This window comes from Microbacterium sp. P26, assembly GCF_023712585.1.
Taxonomy (GTDB): domain Bacteria; phylum Actinomycetota; class Actinomycetes; order Actinomycetales; family Microbacteriaceae; genus Microbacterium; species Microbacterium algihabitans_A.
Map to the genome: position 1 here is coordinate 371,857 of NZ_JAMAXZ010000001.1, position 13,736 is coordinate 385,592.

General features: G+C 66.5%; 21 protein-coding genes and 1 tRNA gene. 9 read left to right on the plus strand and 13 right to left on the minus strand.

Annotated elements, in window-relative coordinates; all coding sequences use genetic code 11:
• Positions 1–12: 12 nt before the first annotated feature.
• Positions 13–267, minus strand: coding sequence for a DUF6458 family protein (locus tag M3667_RS01800; protein WP_251504242.1), 255 nt, complete (start codon positions 265–267; stop codon positions 13–15).
• A 110-nt stretch (positions 268–377) separates the two neighbouring features.
• On the opposite strand from M3667_RS01800, the gene M3667_RS01805 reads away from it, so the two are divergent.
• From M3667_RS01805 to M3667_RS01820, 4 genes are all read left to right on the plus strand, one after another.
• Positions 378–584: a DUF2188 domain-containing protein gene (locus M3667_RS01805; protein ID WP_251504244.1), complete on the plus strand. Its 207-nt coding sequence runs from the start codon at positions 378–380 to the stop codon at positions 582–584.
• Positions 585–1,142: 558 nt separating this feature from the next.
• On the plus strand, positions 1,143–1,904 hold the full coding sequence (locus M3667_RS01810) for a RelA/SpoT domain-containing protein (RefSeq protein WP_251504246.1): 762 nt from the start codon (positions 1,143–1,145) through the stop codon (positions 1,902–1,904).
• Positions 1,904–2,155 (plus strand): hypothetical protein, encoded by a 252-nt coding sequence (locus M3667_RS01815; RefSeq protein WP_251504249.1) that lies wholly within the window; start codon positions 1,904–1,906, stop codon positions 2,153–2,155. Before M3667_RS01810 ends, M3667_RS01815 begins: the two co-directional genes overlap by 1 nt.
• Positions 2,156–2,658: 503 nt before the next feature.
• Complete coding sequence (locus M3667_RS01820) at positions 2,659–2,871, plus strand: hypothetical protein (RefSeq protein ID WP_251504252.1); 213 nt, start codon at positions 2,659–2,661, stop codon at positions 2,869–2,871.
• A 51-nt stretch (positions 2,872–2,922) separates the two neighbouring features.
• Here M3667_RS01820 and M3667_RS01825 read toward each other — a convergent pair whose 3' ends face one another.
• The 3 genes from M3667_RS01825 to M3667_RS01835 all read right to left on the minus strand — a co-directional run bounded on the left by M3667_RS01825 (position 2,923) and on the right by M3667_RS01835 (position 6,754).
• Positions 2,923–3,246 carry a hypothetical protein gene (locus tag M3667_RS01825; protein ID WP_251504255.1) on the minus strand — a complete coding sequence of 108 codons (324 nt, stop codon included), beginning with the start codon at positions 3,244–3,246 and terminating at the stop codon, positions 2,923–2,925.
• A 16-nt stretch (positions 3,247–3,262) separates the two neighbouring features.
• Entirely contained in the window at positions 3,263–5,956 is a 2,694-nt protein-coding gene (locus M3667_RS01830) for a phage tail tape measure protein (RefSeq protein ID WP_251504258.1), read from the minus strand.
• Positions 5,957–6,076: 120 nt separating this feature from the next.
• Positions 6,077–6,754: a hypothetical protein gene (locus tag M3667_RS01835; RefSeq protein WP_251504261.1), complete on the minus strand. Its 678-nt coding sequence runs from the start codon at positions 6,752–6,754 to the stop codon at positions 6,077–6,079.
• Between the two features lie 74 nt (positions 6,755–6,828).
• On the opposite strand from M3667_RS01835, the gene M3667_RS01840 reads away from it, so the two are divergent.
• Together M3667_RS01840 and M3667_RS01845 are read left to right on the plus strand one after the other, a co-directional pair.
• The gene (locus M3667_RS01840; RefSeq protein WP_251504264.1) at positions 6,829–7,308 is read left to right on the plus strand and encodes a hypothetical protein; all 480 of its coding nucleotides are present in this window, start codon (positions 6,829–6,831) and stop codon (positions 7,306–7,308) included.
• 159 nt (positions 7,309–7,467) lie between these two features.
• A complete protein-coding gene (locus M3667_RS01845; protein ID WP_251504267.1) occupies positions 7,468–7,653 on the plus strand; it encodes a hypothetical protein in 186 nt (61 codons plus the stop codon).
• Between the two features lie 101 nt (positions 7,654–7,754).
• Here M3667_RS01845 and M3667_RS01850 read toward each other — a convergent pair whose 3' ends face one another.
• From M3667_RS01850 to M3667_RS17105, 4 genes are all read right to left on the minus strand, one after another.
• Positions 7,755–7,967, minus strand: a complete 213-nt coding sequence (locus M3667_RS01850; protein WP_251504269.1) for a hypothetical protein — start codon at positions 7,965–7,967, stop codon at positions 7,755–7,757.
• A 4-nt stretch (positions 7,968–7,971) separates the two neighbouring features.
• Positions 7,972–8,136 carry a hypothetical protein gene (locus M3667_RS01855; protein ID WP_251504271.1) on the minus strand — a complete coding sequence of 55 codons (165 nt, stop codon included), beginning with the start codon at positions 8,134–8,136 and terminating at the stop codon, positions 7,972–7,974.
• A gap of 5 nt (positions 8,137–8,141) precedes the next feature.
• Positions 8,142–9,068 carry a hypothetical protein gene (locus M3667_RS01860; protein WP_251504274.1) on the minus strand — a complete coding sequence of 309 codons (927 nt, stop codon included), beginning with the start codon at positions 9,066–9,068 and terminating at the stop codon, positions 8,142–8,144.
• 67 nt (positions 9,069–9,135) lie between these two features.
• Positions 9,136–9,528, minus strand: coding sequence for a helix-turn-helix domain-containing protein (locus M3667_RS17105; RefSeq protein ID WP_368859107.1), 393 nt, complete (start codon positions 9,526–9,528; stop codon positions 9,136–9,138).
• A 72-nt stretch (positions 9,529–9,600) separates the two neighbouring features.
• Here M3667_RS17105 and M3667_RS01865 point away from each other — a divergent pair, with 72 nt between their 5' ends.
• Positions 9,601–9,801, plus strand: a complete 201-nt coding sequence (locus M3667_RS01865; protein WP_251504277.1) for a hypothetical protein — start codon at positions 9,601–9,603, stop codon at positions 9,799–9,801.
• 330 nt (positions 9,802–10,131) lie between these two features.
• Here M3667_RS01865 and M3667_RS01870 read toward each other — a convergent pair whose 3' ends face one another.
• From M3667_RS01870 to M3667_RS01880, 3 genes are all read right to left on the minus strand, one after another.
• Complete coding sequence (locus tag M3667_RS01870; RefSeq protein ID WP_251504279.1) at positions 10,132–10,428, minus strand: helix-turn-helix domain-containing protein; 297 nt, start codon at positions 10,426–10,428, stop codon at positions 10,132–10,134.
• Positions 10,429–10,746: 318 nt separating this feature from the next.
• Positions 10,747–11,208, minus strand: a complete 462-nt coding sequence (locus M3667_RS01875; protein ID WP_251504281.1) for a hypothetical protein — start codon at positions 11,206–11,208, stop codon at positions 10,747–10,749.
• Between the two features lie 74 nt (positions 11,209–11,282).
• The gene (locus tag M3667_RS01880) at positions 11,283–11,486 is read right to left on the minus strand and encodes an AlpA family transcriptional regulator (protein WP_251504283.1); all 204 of its coding nucleotides are present in this window, start codon (positions 11,484–11,486) and stop codon (positions 11,283–11,285) included.
• Positions 11,487–11,598: 112 nt separating this feature from the next.
• Here M3667_RS01880 and M3667_RS01885 point away from each other — a divergent pair, with 112 nt between their 5' ends.
• Positions 11,599–12,183, plus strand: a complete 585-nt coding sequence (locus M3667_RS01885; RefSeq protein WP_251504285.1) for a hypothetical protein — start codon at positions 11,599–11,601, stop codon at positions 12,181–12,183.
• Complete coding sequence (locus M3667_RS01890) at positions 12,183–13,337, plus strand: site-specific integrase (protein WP_251504287.1); 1,155 nt, start codon at positions 12,183–12,185, stop codon at positions 13,335–13,337. Before M3667_RS01885 ends, M3667_RS01890 begins: the two co-directional genes overlap by 1 nt.
• A 46-nt stretch (positions 13,338–13,383) precedes the next feature.
• On the opposite strand, the gene M3667_RS01895 is transcribed toward M3667_RS01890, so the two are convergent.
• Positions 13,384–13,459: transfer RNA gene (locus M3667_RS01895), tRNA-Arg, on the minus strand.
• Between the two features lie 91 nt (positions 13,460–13,550).
• Entirely contained in the window at positions 13,551–13,721 is a 171-nt protein-coding gene (locus M3667_RS01900) for a hypothetical protein (RefSeq protein ID WP_251504289.1), read from the minus strand.
• Between the last annotated feature and the right edge of the window lie 15 nt (positions 13,722–13,736).

A 13,736-nucleotide genomic window follows, 5' to 3' on the forward strand; every position in this document is an offset into this window, starting at 1 on the left:
GGCCCCGCCGCGTCACACGAGAGGGTCGTTGTCGGAGCGCGTGGTCGAACGAGTGACCTGCGCGCCCCCGACGCCTTCGGTGCGGGTGACCGTGTCGGTCTGGCGACGACGTACGAGCAGCACCACGCCGATGAGGAAGACGACGACGCCCGCGCCCATCATGATGTACCCGATCGTGGTCAGGTCGACGAACTGGTTCGGCAGATTCACCGCGAACGCGAGGATGGCGCCGATGACGAACAGCGCGATGCCGGCTCCGATGCTCATGATGAACCCCTTTCAAAGGTGCCCCCCAGCATGGCAAGAACCGAGCGGATGCCGTATCCGCTTGACAACGGCTGTCAAGAGCGGTGCGGCGCCCGGCACGGAGGTGTGACATGTATGCCATGAGCCAGAACGACGTGACCACCCGATCCAACCGCGGCCAGTGGGAGAACTCCGTGGAAGGACGCCCCGAACTCTCGGCCAGCTTCTCGAGCCGGGAGGAGGCGATCGATCAGGGTCGCGCCGTCGCCGACGAACTCGGTTCGCAGCACCTCGTCGAAGACGCCGAGCCGACCGGCGCCGTCACCGACGAGGGCTGACCTTCCGAGGAACGACGAAGGCCGCGATCAGTACGATCGCGGCCTTTTCTCGGTGCCCCCGACAGGAATCGAACCTGCGACCTTTGGTACCGGAAACCCCGGGCGAGCCGCACCAGGGGATGTACACGGGCCGACATGGGCGGAATCCCGGCCATTTTCGATTACTGGAAGCATCCAGAACGCCACCCGCTCACAGCTTCTGTTGCCACGGTGTTGCCACCAAGCCAGTGCCCAGCGGAGCGCCCAGAATGACCCCCATGGCTTCGATGAGATGGCAGACGTACAGAAGGGTGAACCGGTCAGAGCGTACGATCCGGTACTGGCGCCAGTGGGGCATGCCGATGGAATGGCGAACCATCGAGGGGCAGCGCACGCGGGTCGTGCGTGAGGATGTGCTGCTCAAGCACTTCCGGCTGCACCTCGCGCAGAGCCCCGCCCATCAGTACCGGATGAGGGCACTCCGCGAAGCGTCCTGAGCGGCGCTGTGCGCCTCGTGAGGTGCGACCACGAGACTCTTTCGGCGCCGGCCGGTCCCAGCTCTTTCGATAGGGTCAGCGGATGGCACGTGCGCACGAACCGCTGTCGTACAGCAAGGGCGAGATCAACCGGTGTGGCGACTTCCTTGTGGACCTCTACCGGACGCTGGAGGCCGACGACAACGAGCGCCTCGACGCAATCTTCGACCGGGAACGATGGTCTCACTCGAACCGCGTGGTGGATGCGTTCCGCACGGCCCACGCGCGACCCCTGAACATCACCTCCGTCGGACTCCGGCAGTTCGTCGGGACCGCGCTCGGCGACGTGCCTGTCGTTTCCCAGCGGCTGAAGCGGCTGCCTCGCATCATCCGGAAGCTCGCCAATGCCAACGGCAGCGATCTCGCCCGCCTTGAAGACATCGGGGGCACGCGTGCCATCGTGCCCAATCTTGTCGACCAGGAGCGGCTGTGTGCTCACATCGAGAAGCGATGGGGAGGCGTTACGAAACGTCGCCGCGACTACGTGGCTGATCCGAAGTCATCCGGCTACCGCGCCCGGCACATCGTCGTAGAGCGTCACGATCGCCGCATCGAGATCCAGGTGCGCACGATCAACCAGCAGCGATGGGCCAACATGATCGAGGAAGCGGACTCAAGATTCAAGATGACGTTGAAAGATGGCGTCGGACCGCAGAGCATGCTGGACTACTTCTCAGCCGCTGGGGATATGCTCTATCACCAGGAGACGGGGTCCCCTCCCCCCTCCGATCTCCGCGACAGGTACACCACCGCAGCTGACGCCGTCGTGGAAGCAGGATATTTCGCTCGACCAAGGAGTCGATGATGGCAACCGTTCACTTTCTTCTGGCCTACAGCCACCTCAAGCAGAAGCTCGTCACTCAGCAGGAGTTCACCGACTCTCGTCGCGCCACTAAGGCGTACGCGGAAGCCGAGGCGAAGCACGCCGGCGACTCCGACTACGAGATCGTCCTCATCGGTTCGGACAGCATCCAGACCATCATGAAGACCCACGGCCACTACTTCGCCGAGGACTCCCACCACCTCATGTCGCAGTTCGAGTTCGCAGACCGCTGAGCCCAGACCAACGACAAGACGCCCCCGGCGACCCGCTTGAGAGAGCAGGCGCCGGGGGCGCTTTCGTTCGGCTAGAAATCTACTGCCGGCGAGGCCGTCCCGCGTTGCGGTGCTGCAGGTCAGCTCGAGCTCGCAGCTCACGCGCCTGCTCTTCCTGCGCCGCGAAGACCTCCGCACGCCCGTTGGTCAGGCCTTGGACGTACATCGCTTCCATGATCTCGAGTAGGCGCACCCCGTGATAGAGGTCCAGCTCGCCCGACACTTCGTCTATCGCTCGCCCCACCCGCGCGCTGGCGTATACAGGCACCACTCCGAAGCTCGGCAGCGCGACATCGTGCCTTCTTGCTCCAACCATTTCACTTCCCCCCATCGTTCCTTTCGGAAGAGGGTACCGGTGCAGGTGGCGCACTGCACGAGCGGCGAGAACGCAGCTGAAGCCCTCGCAATGAGGGACGCCGTGGGGCGTTCGCGTGATGTCGGGGGCCCCGCTTACCCTGGCCGCCATGGAGCCCCGCGAAAACGCCGTCCCCGGCCGAGTCGACGTCGACCGCGAGCTCACCTGCCTCCGGGCCGGCGCCGAACCCCCATGGGAACGCCCGCACCGCGACGGCGTCGACATCACCGACGACCCGGAGCTGCAGACCTCGTATCAACGGCAGCGGCGCGCCGAGTACGTCTCACGAGTCGGGGGGTATCGCGAGCGCGGGCTGATCTGAGACGGACACTGGCGAAGCGCACAGCGCCGCGCAGCAGCATCCGGGGGCGGCTCAGGGCCGCAGTAGCCACTCGAGGGACTTCTTCGACTCCACGACGAATGTGCTGATCCGTTCCGCCACGATTGTCGCGACCTCCACGGGCATCTCCGGTGTCGCGAGGATCTCCATCGTCGCGATGTTCACCGCCCGCGCCGACACCATGGCTGCGTACCCCACCGACCGGTACCCGACCAGCAGTCCCTCGTACTCGCGGACCGCGCGCGCCACGTCCGTGCGGATGGAGTAGGCGAGCGCCTCAGCCTCGGGTTCCATCTGCTCGGTTTCCCACGCGAAGATGTCGTCCGAGCCCGTGCGGATCGTGTTGTCGTCGTCCATGCCCTGATTCTGCCTCTCACCGTCCCAGACCGAAGGAGAACTGTTCCTGCGCGACCTGCGCGATCCGATGATCCGAGACACCCGGCCGCTGGTTGATGACCGGCGTATATGTGACAGGCGCCGCAGCAGCCGGAGCGGCCGCGTACATCGGCGCGGCCGACATCGTGGGCTGCTGCCACGCACCCAGCCGGCGGCCGACCTCGTCGAGGATGGCGAGGTTCTTCTGCCGGTGCGCGGGATGCGGGCTGATGTACGCCTCCCACGGCAGGCTTTCCTCCGCGAACTTGTGGATCCCGCCCGCGCGGCCGGCGTAGATGCCCGAAGCGATCCCACCGGCCTCGAACTGCTGCGCCTTGCCCTTGTCGTAGAGGTTGCCGGTGTAGTTGCCGAGCCCGATGCCCACGGCACCCGCGAGCTCCTGGTCCGAAGCTCCCTGACTGATCATCGTGTTGACGCGGACGTTCAGCGCCGCCTGCCGGTTCTGTATCCCGGCGATGAAGTCGTTCAGCTGCTGCTGCGCGACGGACGTGTTCAGTGTGACCGCCGTCGGGATGTTCTCGGGGATGAGGCCGAGCTTGTCGGCGTAGGCCTCCGCCTCCGCGCCAGTGATGTTGAACTGGCCCAGCATCTCGATGAGCCGCTGGCGACCGTCCGCGACGATCTGGTTCGCCGCCTCCTGGTCACCCGTCTGCTGCACCGTCGCCGCGGACCACTCCAGGGTCGCGCGGGCGAGGTCGTCGAGATTCGCCTCGTTGTCGCGACCGGCCTGAACGCCACGGTCGAGCGTGGAGCCGTTCTGCTCAAGCGACCCCTGCAGGTCGTCGAGCGCTTGCTCGAAGCCGCGGGCGGCGGCGTTGGTGTCCATCTGCGCAGACCCGAAGCCACGGATCGCGTCGGCCAGGGTGTTGACGTCGACCTTCGTCGAAGTCGCCTGACCGGCCAGCTCCGCGAGCGCATCCTTGTTGCGCTGAGCGCTCCGCTCACTCTCGCTGAGTGCTCCCGTGCTGCCTTCCTGCGCGGCCTTCATGTCGCGATACCGCTGCTGAGCGTCGGTGAGCTGGACGTTCATGTCCTTGGTCGCGTTGATCGAGTTACCGATCGTCGCGTTCCACCCGCCAGACGCTTCGTGCGCGTCGTGCAGCCGCTCCATGACGTTCTCGTACGCCTTGCCGCCCTGGTAGAGCGCGTCGGTCAGTTCACGCTGCGAGACGCCCGCCTCGCGGGCCCCATCGAACGCTCCCTGGTCGGCGAGCTTCTTCGCGATGAGCTCCCGGGTGTACCCCGTGAGGGCGCCCGTCGCCTCGTCGAAGCTGGACGCGAACTCCTCTGCGCCCGAGCGCATCTCGGCCTGCTTCGTGATGAGCACACCGACAGCGGCGGTCACCACAGACAGGGCCGCGGCGACACCGGCGCCCTGCAGCGCCATACGGCCCATCGACAGGCCAGCGGCCGACACGTTCGCCTTGAACTCGGCGAACCGCGGGATCGCGACCAGAGCCGCACCGCTCGCCAGGGCCACAGCACCCGCGCCCGCCCCGATCAGGAGCGTCGCAGTCTGGACCGGCTCAGGTAGGTCGTTGTACATGTCGACCAACGCCGACAGACCCTGGACCATCTCGCGCAGCACGTCGTTCGCGCCGGACCCGGTCTGGATCAGTGCAGTGTCGAACGCGCCGCCGAGAGCTTCGACGTCACCGGCGAGGTTGTCGAGTCGGGCGCGGGCGGTCTCTGCGGCGTAGCCGCTGTCGTCGACTGCCTGCGTCCACTCGTCGACACCCTCGGCGCCGGCCTTGTACAGCGCGGTCGCCGCGGTGACGGTTTCCCGGCCGAAGATGATGCCGAGGGAAGCGTCGCGGGACGCGCCATCCATGTCCGTGTACGCCTTGGACAGCTGCCCGGCGGCGTTCTCGAGGCCGAGGAAGTTCCCTTCGCTGTCGTACAGCGTGAGACCGAGCGCCTCGATCTCCTTGCGGGCTTCCTTCGACGGGGACGTCAGCGATGACAGAACGCCGCGCAGCGACGTGCCCGCTTGCTCACCGATGATGCCCTGCTGCGCGAACAGTGCCAGCACACCGGTCGTCTCCTCGAGGGAGACACCCATGGCCGCGGCTACGGGGCCGACGAACTTGAGGCCGTTGGCGAGATCATCTACGGATCCCATGGCCTTTCCGGCACCGGCTGCGAGAACGTCAGCGACGTGCGCCGCCTGCCCACCGTCGAGGCCGAACTGGTTCAGCGCGGTCGAGGTGATCTCGGCAGCACGTGCTACGCCGAGCTCACCGGCCGCGGCAAGGTCGAGCGAACCACCGAGCGCCCCGGACAGGATGTCCGCGGTCGAGACGCCGGCCTTCGCGAGCTCCTCAATCGCCGCGGCCGACTCCGTTGCGGAGTAGACCGTCGACTCGCCTGCCTCGAGGGCGGCGTCCCGGAGGATGCCCATGTTCTCGGCCGACTCGTGCGTCGCCGCCTGGACGGACGACATCTGCTGGTCGAACTCGGAGAACTTCGCCACGGCCACGCCGATGCCGACACCGATCGCGGTGCCCAGGCCCAGCGCGGCTGTGCCGAGGGCGTTGAACGCGTCCTTCTTCTGCGCGAGCTTCTCGACCTCGGACCCGGTCTTCGCGGTCTTCTGCGCGACCGCGTCCATGCCGGACATGTAGCCGCTGGCCTGAAGGATCAGGGATACGCGGACGCTTCTATCGGCCATGGCGCACCCCCTGCAGGGTGCGGTGGTGAACGTGGGGTTCAGCTACTCGTGTGTGCAATCCTCCATGCGCCTATCCGCCACGGATAGAAGGTGATCAGGGGTCAGTTCGGGCGAGGCCCGTCAGGTCCCATCGGCGCGCTCGAGGCGCCCGGTGGTCGAGAGTCGGAGGGTGCCCTGCGGCAGCCCGGTCCCGGAGTATGTGGGGACGCTCGCGAGCGGAATGCGCACGGCGCCCTGCAGGAGGATCTCGTTCCCCGCGCCGGCGTTCACCGTGACGCCGATCGCGCTCACGATGACTGACGTCGAACCCTTCCGGATGGACGCGACCTCGCCGACATTCACGACAGAGTCCCCGGTGATGAGACGCTCGCCGCCGTTGTCGTCGTCGGCTTCGAGACGACTCCCGTTCGGAAATGTCAGCGCGCCGCCCGCGACGTCAGGATCGAGGATCATCCCGCCGATGTGGATCTTCCCGTCCTCGATGCGGACGTCGCCGGCGGTGATCTTCCCGCCCTCCACAACCAGCTCCGACAGCAGACGGGTGAGACCAGCGATGTCCATCGTGCCGGTGACATTCGCGGGCCCCTTGATGTCGAGCGACCCGCGGACCGTGGCCGGACCGGTCCATTCGAAGATGCCGGATCCCCGTAGAAGCGAACCGTCCTCGAGAAGCAGCTTGCTGCGCAGGAAACGCATCTGTCCCTCGTCGATGGACGACCGTTCGAGGAAGCGCGTGCGGAGTAGAGCCTCGAGCGTGTCGAGGCGCCGGCGGAAGTTCTCAAGCGGGTCCAGTGGCATCGCGATCAGTCCCTTTCGGATGTGGTGGGGAGGGCACAGCGTGCAGGCGCCTCATGGGTCGGTAGAGTCGCCGCATGATTGAGCTGTGGAGCGCGATCGCGGTCGCCATATTGACCGTCGTCGTGGGTCCACTCGTGCGAGGCGAAGTCGGCAATCGACTCCAAAAACGCGTGGCTGGTCACGTTCAGCTTCGCGAGCACCTCGTTGGAAATACCGACGCGCTGAAAAGCCTCGACGCACTGCTCGTCACGGAATTGCAGGAGCTCAGGAAGCGTGAGGAGAACCGCCTCACACGCAAGCTGAATGGCGGCGTAGTGGCGACGCTGATCTTCGTGGCGGTCGCCGGTGCAGGAATCGTGTACGGACTGACGAGCTGGGCCGCCGCGGTGCAGGGCACATTCCTCAGCGTCATCATCTACGCAGCTGCGGCCCTGGTGGGCCTCTTTACAATTGCCCTCGCAGCAGCAGGAGTTGGAACCCTTTACAAGCCTAAAGACGCGTCCCCCGCTGCCTCCATCTCGAAGAGCTCCGCACCGAAGAAGCCCGCGCGCTGAAATTCTTTGATTCCGGCGAGCGTCGGACGCATCGCCCCGACGGTCCCGAGGCAGGAGCGCTTTGGCCCCCTCCCCCCTACCCCTGTCGGGGTCGATGTCGGACCTCGGCGATACGGTGCTCGCGCGCACCAGAGCGCTCATCAGAGACAGGAGAGTCACATGTCCAAATACGAGATCAATCGCGAGTTCACCTCGGGGAACTACAAGGCGACGGTGGAGGCGGATAAGTACCAGCAGGAGGGTGAGTACTTCGTCTTCTACGTGCACCCTGGTCCGAAGAAGGTCGCGACCATCTCGGCCAAGATGGTCCACTCCATCGACACCGTCGACGAGGCCAAGGCCTGACCTCCGGGTCGGGATCCGGGGCGGCGCGACTATCGACGTCGTCGCCGCCCCGAGGACCGATCGGCGGAGCAACTGTGACTGGTCGGGGGGCGTGGACAAGCTCATGCGAACGGATCGCCGCCGTTGGCGTCGTCCGCGGCAGTCAGTGGCCTGTTGACCGGCCATGACGACGGGACGTTGAAACGTCCGGTGGTGGTGTCGAAGCTCGAGCGTGCGATCGGGAACAGCGGATTACCCGCGGCCTCGGCGTACGCGTGGGCCTCGAGACGTGCGAGACGTCGGATGGTCTTGATGTCGTCGGGTGTGAGGGTCATGGTGTTATCCGTTCTGACGGGGGCGTGCGCCGTGGCGACGTTCGTAGGCGGAGCGGCCGGCGGCGTCGCCGGTGGGCTGCTGTCCGTTGCCCGTCTTGGTCTTGGCGGGGTGTCGGCGGGCGTACTCGCCGGTGCCTTTCGCGGTGCCGGTGCGGGTGTCGTCGGTCATGGTGTTCAGCCCTCCGTGTCGGTGAGGTGGAGATCGGTGCCGGTGGTGCGGGCGTACTCGTCGCGTCCGGCGGTGAGCGGTCGGGTGTCGCCAGATCCGTTCGTCGGCGCGGAGGCGAGCCCCGCGGCGTGGCTTGCCGCCTCGAGGACGGGCCAGTCAGGCACCCACGGCTTCGTGAGGGCGCACAGCGCCCGCAGGTAGCGGTAGCGGTTCGGTGCGAGCCAGGTGCCGTTCGTGCGGCGCTCGACGACGGGCGCGGGGCCTGATCGAAGCCACTCGACCCAACCTCGCTCGGAGTCGTACGTGGTGGGCGACATCTGCGCCGAGGCGATGCGCGCGGCCCGGAAGTCGGCGGAGGTGACCAGGGCGTCGGAGTGCAGACCCATATGCAGCATGAGGGCCTGGGCGTTCACTTCGTCGACGCCGGCGATGCGGGCGTAGACGCTGAGCTGGGCGGAGCGGATGCGCCCGTAGGCCTCGTCGGCTTCCTCGAGCTGGCGCCAGTGGTCGGCTACGCCGGCGCGGATTGCGGCGCTCGCGTTGTTCACGTCTCCGAGGACGAGGTCGAGCTCGCGGACGTGCACCACCAGGGCGTCGAGCTCGCTGCGGATGAGCGCGAGGGCTGGCAGCGTGGATGACTGCTGGATGGCTTCAGCCTGCCCGCGGATCTCGTGGTCGTGGGAGTCGGCGGCCACCCAGAGCTCCTGGGCAGCCTGCTGCTCGTTGCGTGCGTCTCGGAGACGTATGGCGATCTGCGTCGTATCAACGTCTTCACCGGCCGCGTACCGCGCCACCGCATCGTTCAGCTCCCGCTGCAGCGCGTCGGTCCGGTTCGTAGTCGCAAGCTTGCGCAGCTTCATCAGCCGGTTGCGCTTCGAAGCGACGTCGCCGCCGGGGAGCAGCGCGTCCACTCGCTTCTGCAGGTCGTTCATCGTTCTCCTGGTCTGTGGTCCTGAGGTGCCCGGCGGGTGAAAGGAGCGGGAAGCCCACGCCGGGCACCTACCCGGATCGTCGCCTCGCCCGGAAGTGCGCGAGGCTTTCGCGGCTGATCCGCCACCGCCCGTCTACACGGGTGGCCTCCAGCCGCCCCTCGGCGATCGCCTTTCGGATACCGCGGGCATCCGAGAAACCGACCGCCGAGGCCGCCTGCGTCGTGCTCAGCCACTCAGACCCTGCCGGTCGTTCCGCCACAGCCGCACGCGGAGTACCGGTCACGGAACGGCGCCACAGCTTCGCCATGGTCTCCATCGCGTCGAGAACCGCGTCGACCTCCGGGTCCTGACCTCGGGAGTCGGTCACTCGGGTGTAGCGGAGCAGCCACGCTGCGACGCGCGCCGGGACGTCCACGCCCGGCGATCGCCGCTCGTATGAGCCCGACGCCAGAGGATGCATCAGCGAGCTACCTCGCGTCCACCCGTCTCTTCACGCCGCGCAACCCTGGCGCGAGCGGGCAGGATGGGCTTCATGCTCATCGCCCTGCTCGGTCTCGCCTTCGTCCTGATCTGCAGCTCGCTGGCGCTGACCATCGGGGCGTTCAAGTCCGCACGGGCTCGAGGCGGTGTCGGCCGCGGACGCCTGTTCGATCGCGTGTCTCTCCCCTGGACTATGACCGCGCTCGTACTGCTCGTGGTGGTGCTGATAGGCCTGATCGTGGTCCTGTTCTGATCGTCTCGTGGACCTGCGGCCGGCGACGTCAGCCAGTCACGCGCCTGCTCGTCATCATCAGCCAGCGTCGCCGGGAGGCGGCGCAACAGTGACCATGTGCTCGACGTGATCGTGCGGGTGCTGCCCGTCTCTTCACCTCCCCCTCCGCCCCCCAGGGGGAACGTCGAACGGCAGAGCCGTCCGACGCGAGTGTTCGGAGAAGGGAACATCGTCGCAGCCACGGCAGACCGACTCACGTAAGCGGTTACTACCTTCGTGGCAACTGAGTTACCCGTAGCCGCCAACGGTCTACGGGCGCAATAGTTGCCCATAACCGAAGCGCTGTATGGGTTACAGAGTTGCCCGTAAGTACGACGGGACAGTGATCCGATATCGAGTCGATCGCCGCGGTCCTCCCTTCTCGACAATCTCGACGAGATGCTTGTCGACGAGCACATCGATGCATTTCCGTATGCCGAGACGGGACATGCCGAGATCGAGCGCGAGAGTCTCCTGCGACGGGAAGGACTCACCGGTGGCATCGGCACGGTCCGCGAGCGCCAGCAGGACGATGCTTTGACCGGGCGTGAGTTCGTGCCTCGTGAGCGTTCCGCTGCGGATGATCTGACGGACGGACGTGCGGGCCACACGCTCACACCTCCACAGGATCGGCCGTGGGCGACTCTGTGCGACTCATCGGTACGTCCTCAGACCATGTGCGGGGCAGCGAGAGCTTGCCGCGCGGGGTACGCCACCCATTCGGTCGAACGACAGGCCAATCGAGCATGACCACCGTGCACGGTGCGCAGGGCGCGTGGATCGACGAGAATCCGCCCGAGCCCTCCTGCGCACCCCATGCGAGCTGCGCGGCGCATCGTGAGCACAGACCTGCACGCTCGGCGAGCCGGCATACCTGCTGCCACGCGTCGGCCTGGCCCTGCGTCTCGGGCTTCCGCTTCGCGGCGGTCATGCGCCGACCGTCTTGATCTGACGGAGGCGAGCAACCGATCGCGAGAGCGACAGCAGTACGTCCTCAGCCTCGGTGAGTGTCATGCCCTCGTGCGGTTCGGAGATGTTGACCTCGAGGCCGTACTCGATCCAGTCGCCGACGTCCTTACCGGGGTTGAGGTGAGCGTGGCGCCGGCTGACGATGACCGTCACGAACGCGGAGATGACCGTCTCGCCGTAGCTCGAGGTGAACGTGACGCCCGCTTCACCGAGGCCCTGGTAGCTGACGGTGGTCTTGCTCGCCCACCACGGGGTGAGCTGCTGCGGCCAGGCGGGGGCGTGGTACTCGTGCTCCGCGTGTCCGCGCTCGACGACGGTGTCGACAATCGGTGTCCCGCATGCGCACTCAGACGCAGCTGCCTTCGCAGCCCACCCGCGAACCATCTGGCGCGCATCCTCGGTTTCAGGAATGATGTTCATGATCGGTCCTCTCGAAGGGTCCTGGTCTCCGCCCTCGGATGCCGCTGCAACGGCGCCGAGGGCTTTCTTCGTAGTCACCGCGTCACCGCGGCCGTGCTCGTGCGCTCGGACGCCTCGAGCCATGCGATGACATCGGCCTCCCGGTAGACCACGGTCCGCGGCGTGGGCTTCAGAAACTTCGGCCCCTTGCCGTTGAACCGGAGCTGCGCGAGGTTTGTCTTCGTCATGCCAGGGATGAGGTCGCACACCTGCTGGTCGGTGATGTACTTCTGGTTCACGGTTCCTCCTTTTGATCGATACTCCCGTGACACAGGACACTATGCGCTCGTACATATGGGCATGTCAAGCTCGTTTGTATGAATCCAGCAGGACTACGCATATGCTCGGGGCGTGGGATTAAGCGCGCTGAACGAATCGACCGGCCAGACACCTCGAGTGGAGGTGCTACCCGATCTGTCATTCGCTCGGTACGGCGCGGTTGACGTCCACACCCCCGCGGCAGGCTCACTCGACGTCACATTGATGCTCGTGTTCGACGAAACCGCTGTGCAGTACCAGGTAGATCAGCTGATCGCAGCTCGTCGGGGCCCGTCCTCGTCCGTTGACGGAGCCGCACTGAGAACAATCCCTGTGCAAGAGCTGCTGCAGACGTTCGAAGAGACCGTCACTGTGACAACTACCGGCGAGCCGATGCCTGAACTTCTGTCCGACGACCTCGTCCGCGAGATCAAGGCCGCCGGCCCCAGCAACGCCGACAGCCTGCGATGGCTCGCGCGTGTGTACGTAACCGCACACGCGTTCCGGCGTCCCCCTGCGAAGGCCGTACAGCAGCAGTTACAGATGCCCACTCCGACCGCTTCTGTGTGGATCCGTCGGGCTCGCGATCGCGGGTTCATCCCATCGACCATCGGCACTGGTGCGCACATGAGCGAGGATCTATACGAACTCGCGAAACGCCAACTCCGCGGATTCTGATGGGCAGCGTCTACCCCTACGAGACGAAGGCCGGGAAGAAGCTCTACCGGATCGTCTATCGGCGCCCCGACCATTCCCAGACGCAGGAGCGCGGCTTCGCCCGGAAGGCGGACGCCGAACGCCGACTGCGCGAGGTCGAGACCTCAAAGGATCGCGGCGAATACATCGACCCGTCCACCGCGTCAGCAACCGTGGGGCACCTCGGGGAAGCATGGCTCCGCGACCGTGAGGGAGTGCTGAAGCCGTCCAGCTATCTCCCCCTGGTGTCCGCGTGGAAGAAGCACGTGGAGCCACGCTGGGGGGCGCGCACAGTCGGGAGCATCCGGCACAGCGAGGTGCAGACCTGGATCTCCGAACTCGCCACTGCCACGACAGGGAAGGCGAAAGACGACGCGCCCGCGCGCACGGCAAGCTCGACGACCGTCCGGCGCGCGCACGGCGTCCTCGCCGGCATTCTCGACGTCGCCGTCCGCGATCGGCGCCTCGCCCGCAATGTGGCCCGGGACGTCGACCTCCCCGCGAAGGGCTCCACGAAGGCTCGCGTCTACCTGTCTCACCAGCAGGTGCAGCAGCTCGTCGACGCCGCTCCCCCGCAGCACGCCACCCTCGTCCTCTTCCTGGCCTACACGGGCCTCAGGTGGGGCGAGGCGACCGGACTACGGGTGCGGCATGTAGACGCGCTCAGACGGCGCGTGAAGGTCGAAGAAAACGCCGTCCTGGTCGCGGGCCTCATCCACGTCGGCACCCCGAAGACGCACCGCTCGAGGTCAGTCCCCTACCCCGAGTTCCTCGCACTCCCGATCGCGAAGCTCGCCGAGGGCAAGAGCCGCGACGACCTGCTGTTCGGCGACGGCGAGATCCACGTGAAGCTCCCGGCATCTCGGAATGGCTGGTTCACAGGCGCAGTCACTCGCGCGCACGCTGCTGACCGGACGTTCCCGAGGATCACACCGCACGACCTCCGCCACAGCGCTGCATCCCTAGCCGTGCAGGCCGGCGCACACGTGAAAGCTGTGCAGAGAATGCTCGGTCACGCGTCCGCAGCGATGACGCTCGACACCTACGCGGACCTGTTCGATGACGATCTGGACGCCGTCGCGGCCGCTCTCGATCAGGCCCGCCGCTCAGCGAATGTTGCCACCCTGTTGCCATGAGAAAAGGGACCGCGGGTCTGAATGACCCGCGATCCCTTGTCTCGCCTGGTGCCCCCGACAGGAATCGAACCTGCGACCTTTGGTACCGGAAACCAACGCTCTATCCCCTGAGCTACGGAGGCGGACCGCTCAAGGCTATCACCGCGCCCGGCGCCGCCCCGACGCGGATCGATGCCGCAGGGCGCGCGATCGCGCCACCCCGCGGCATCCGGATCACTCGTCGCCGATGACGCCGATGCCGGTGGCCTGGTGGTCGGCGTTGGGGTCGTCCTTCGACGGCGCCTTGGCCTCTTCGTCGACGTCGTTCTCCTGGCTGGGCTTGACCGTGTCGTCGTCGCCGAGGTCGGCGGCGCCGTCGGGGGTGGAGTTCTGCTGGTCGCTCATGCGGGTCCCTTCGTC

What these genes read in the sequence shown, in the direction of transcription:
- M3667_RS01800 (WP_251504242.1), bottom strand. Translation starts at nt 267, where the DNA reads ATGAGCATCGGAGCCGGCATCGCGCTGTTCGTCATCGGCGCCATCCTC.
- M3667_RS01805 (WP_251504244.1), top strand. Translation starts at nt 378, where the DNA reads ATGTATGCCATGAGCCAGAACGACGTGACCACCCGATCCAACCGCGGC.
- M3667_RS01810 (WP_251504246.1), top strand. Translation starts at nt 1,143, where the DNA reads ATGGCACGTGCGCACGAACCGCTGTCGTACAGCAAGGGCGAGATCAAC.
- M3667_RS01815 (WP_251504249.1), top strand. Translation starts at nt 1,904, where the DNA reads ATGGCAACCGTTCACTTTCTTCTGGCCTACAGCCACCTCAAGCAGAAG.
- M3667_RS01820 (WP_251504252.1), top strand. Translation starts at nt 2,659, where the DNA reads ATGGAGCCCCGCGAAAACGCCGTCCCCGGCCGAGTCGACGTCGACCGC.
- M3667_RS01825 (WP_251504255.1), bottom strand. Translation starts at nt 3,246, where the DNA reads ATGGACGACGACAACACGATCCGCACGGGCTCGGACGACATCTTCGCG.
- M3667_RS01830 (WP_251504258.1), bottom strand. Translation starts at nt 5,956, where the DNA reads ATGGCCGATAGAAGCGTCCGCGTATCCCTGATCCTTCAGGCCAGCGGC.
- M3667_RS01835 (WP_251504261.1), bottom strand. Translation starts at nt 6,754, where the DNA reads ATGCCACTGGACCCGCTTGAGAACTTCCGCCGGCGCCTCGACACGCTC.
- M3667_RS01840 (WP_251504264.1), top strand. Translation starts at nt 6,829, where the DNA reads ATGATTGAGCTGTGGAGCGCGATCGCGGTCGCCATATTGACCGTCGTC.
- M3667_RS01845 (WP_251504267.1), top strand. Translation starts at nt 7,468, where the DNA reads ATGTCCAAATACGAGATCAATCGCGAGTTCACCTCGGGGAACTACAAG.
- M3667_RS01850 (WP_251504269.1), bottom strand. Translation starts at nt 7,967, where the DNA reads ATGACCCTCACACCCGACGACATCAAGACCATCCGACGTCTCGCACGT.
- M3667_RS01855 (WP_251504271.1), bottom strand. Translation starts at nt 8,136, where the DNA reads ATGACCGACGACACCCGCACCGGCACCGCGAAAGGCACCGGCGAGTAC.
- M3667_RS01860 (WP_251504274.1), bottom strand. Translation starts at nt 9,068, where the DNA reads ATGAACGACCTGCAGAAGCGAGTGGACGCGCTGCTCCCCGGCGGCGAC.
- M3667_RS17105 (WP_368859107.1), bottom strand. Translation starts at nt 9,528, where the DNA reads ATGCATCCTCTGGCGTCGGGCTCATACGAGCGGCGATCGCCGGGCGTG.
- M3667_RS01865 (WP_251504277.1), top strand. Translation starts at nt 9,601, where the DNA reads ATGCTCATCGCCCTGCTCGGTCTCGCCTTCGTCCTGATCTGCAGCTCG.
- M3667_RS01875 (WP_251504281.1), bottom strand. Translation starts at nt 11,208, where the DNA reads ATGAACATCATTCCTGAAACCGAGGATGCGCGCCAGATGGTTCGCGGG.
- M3667_RS01890 (WP_251504287.1), top strand. Translation starts at nt 12,183, where the DNA reads ATGGGCAGCGTCTACCCCTACGAGACGAAGGCCGGGAAGAAGCTCTAC.
- M3667_RS01900 (WP_251504289.1), bottom strand. Translation starts at nt 13,721, where the DNA reads ATGAGCGACCAGCAGAACTCCACCCCCGACGGCGCCGCCGACCTCGGC.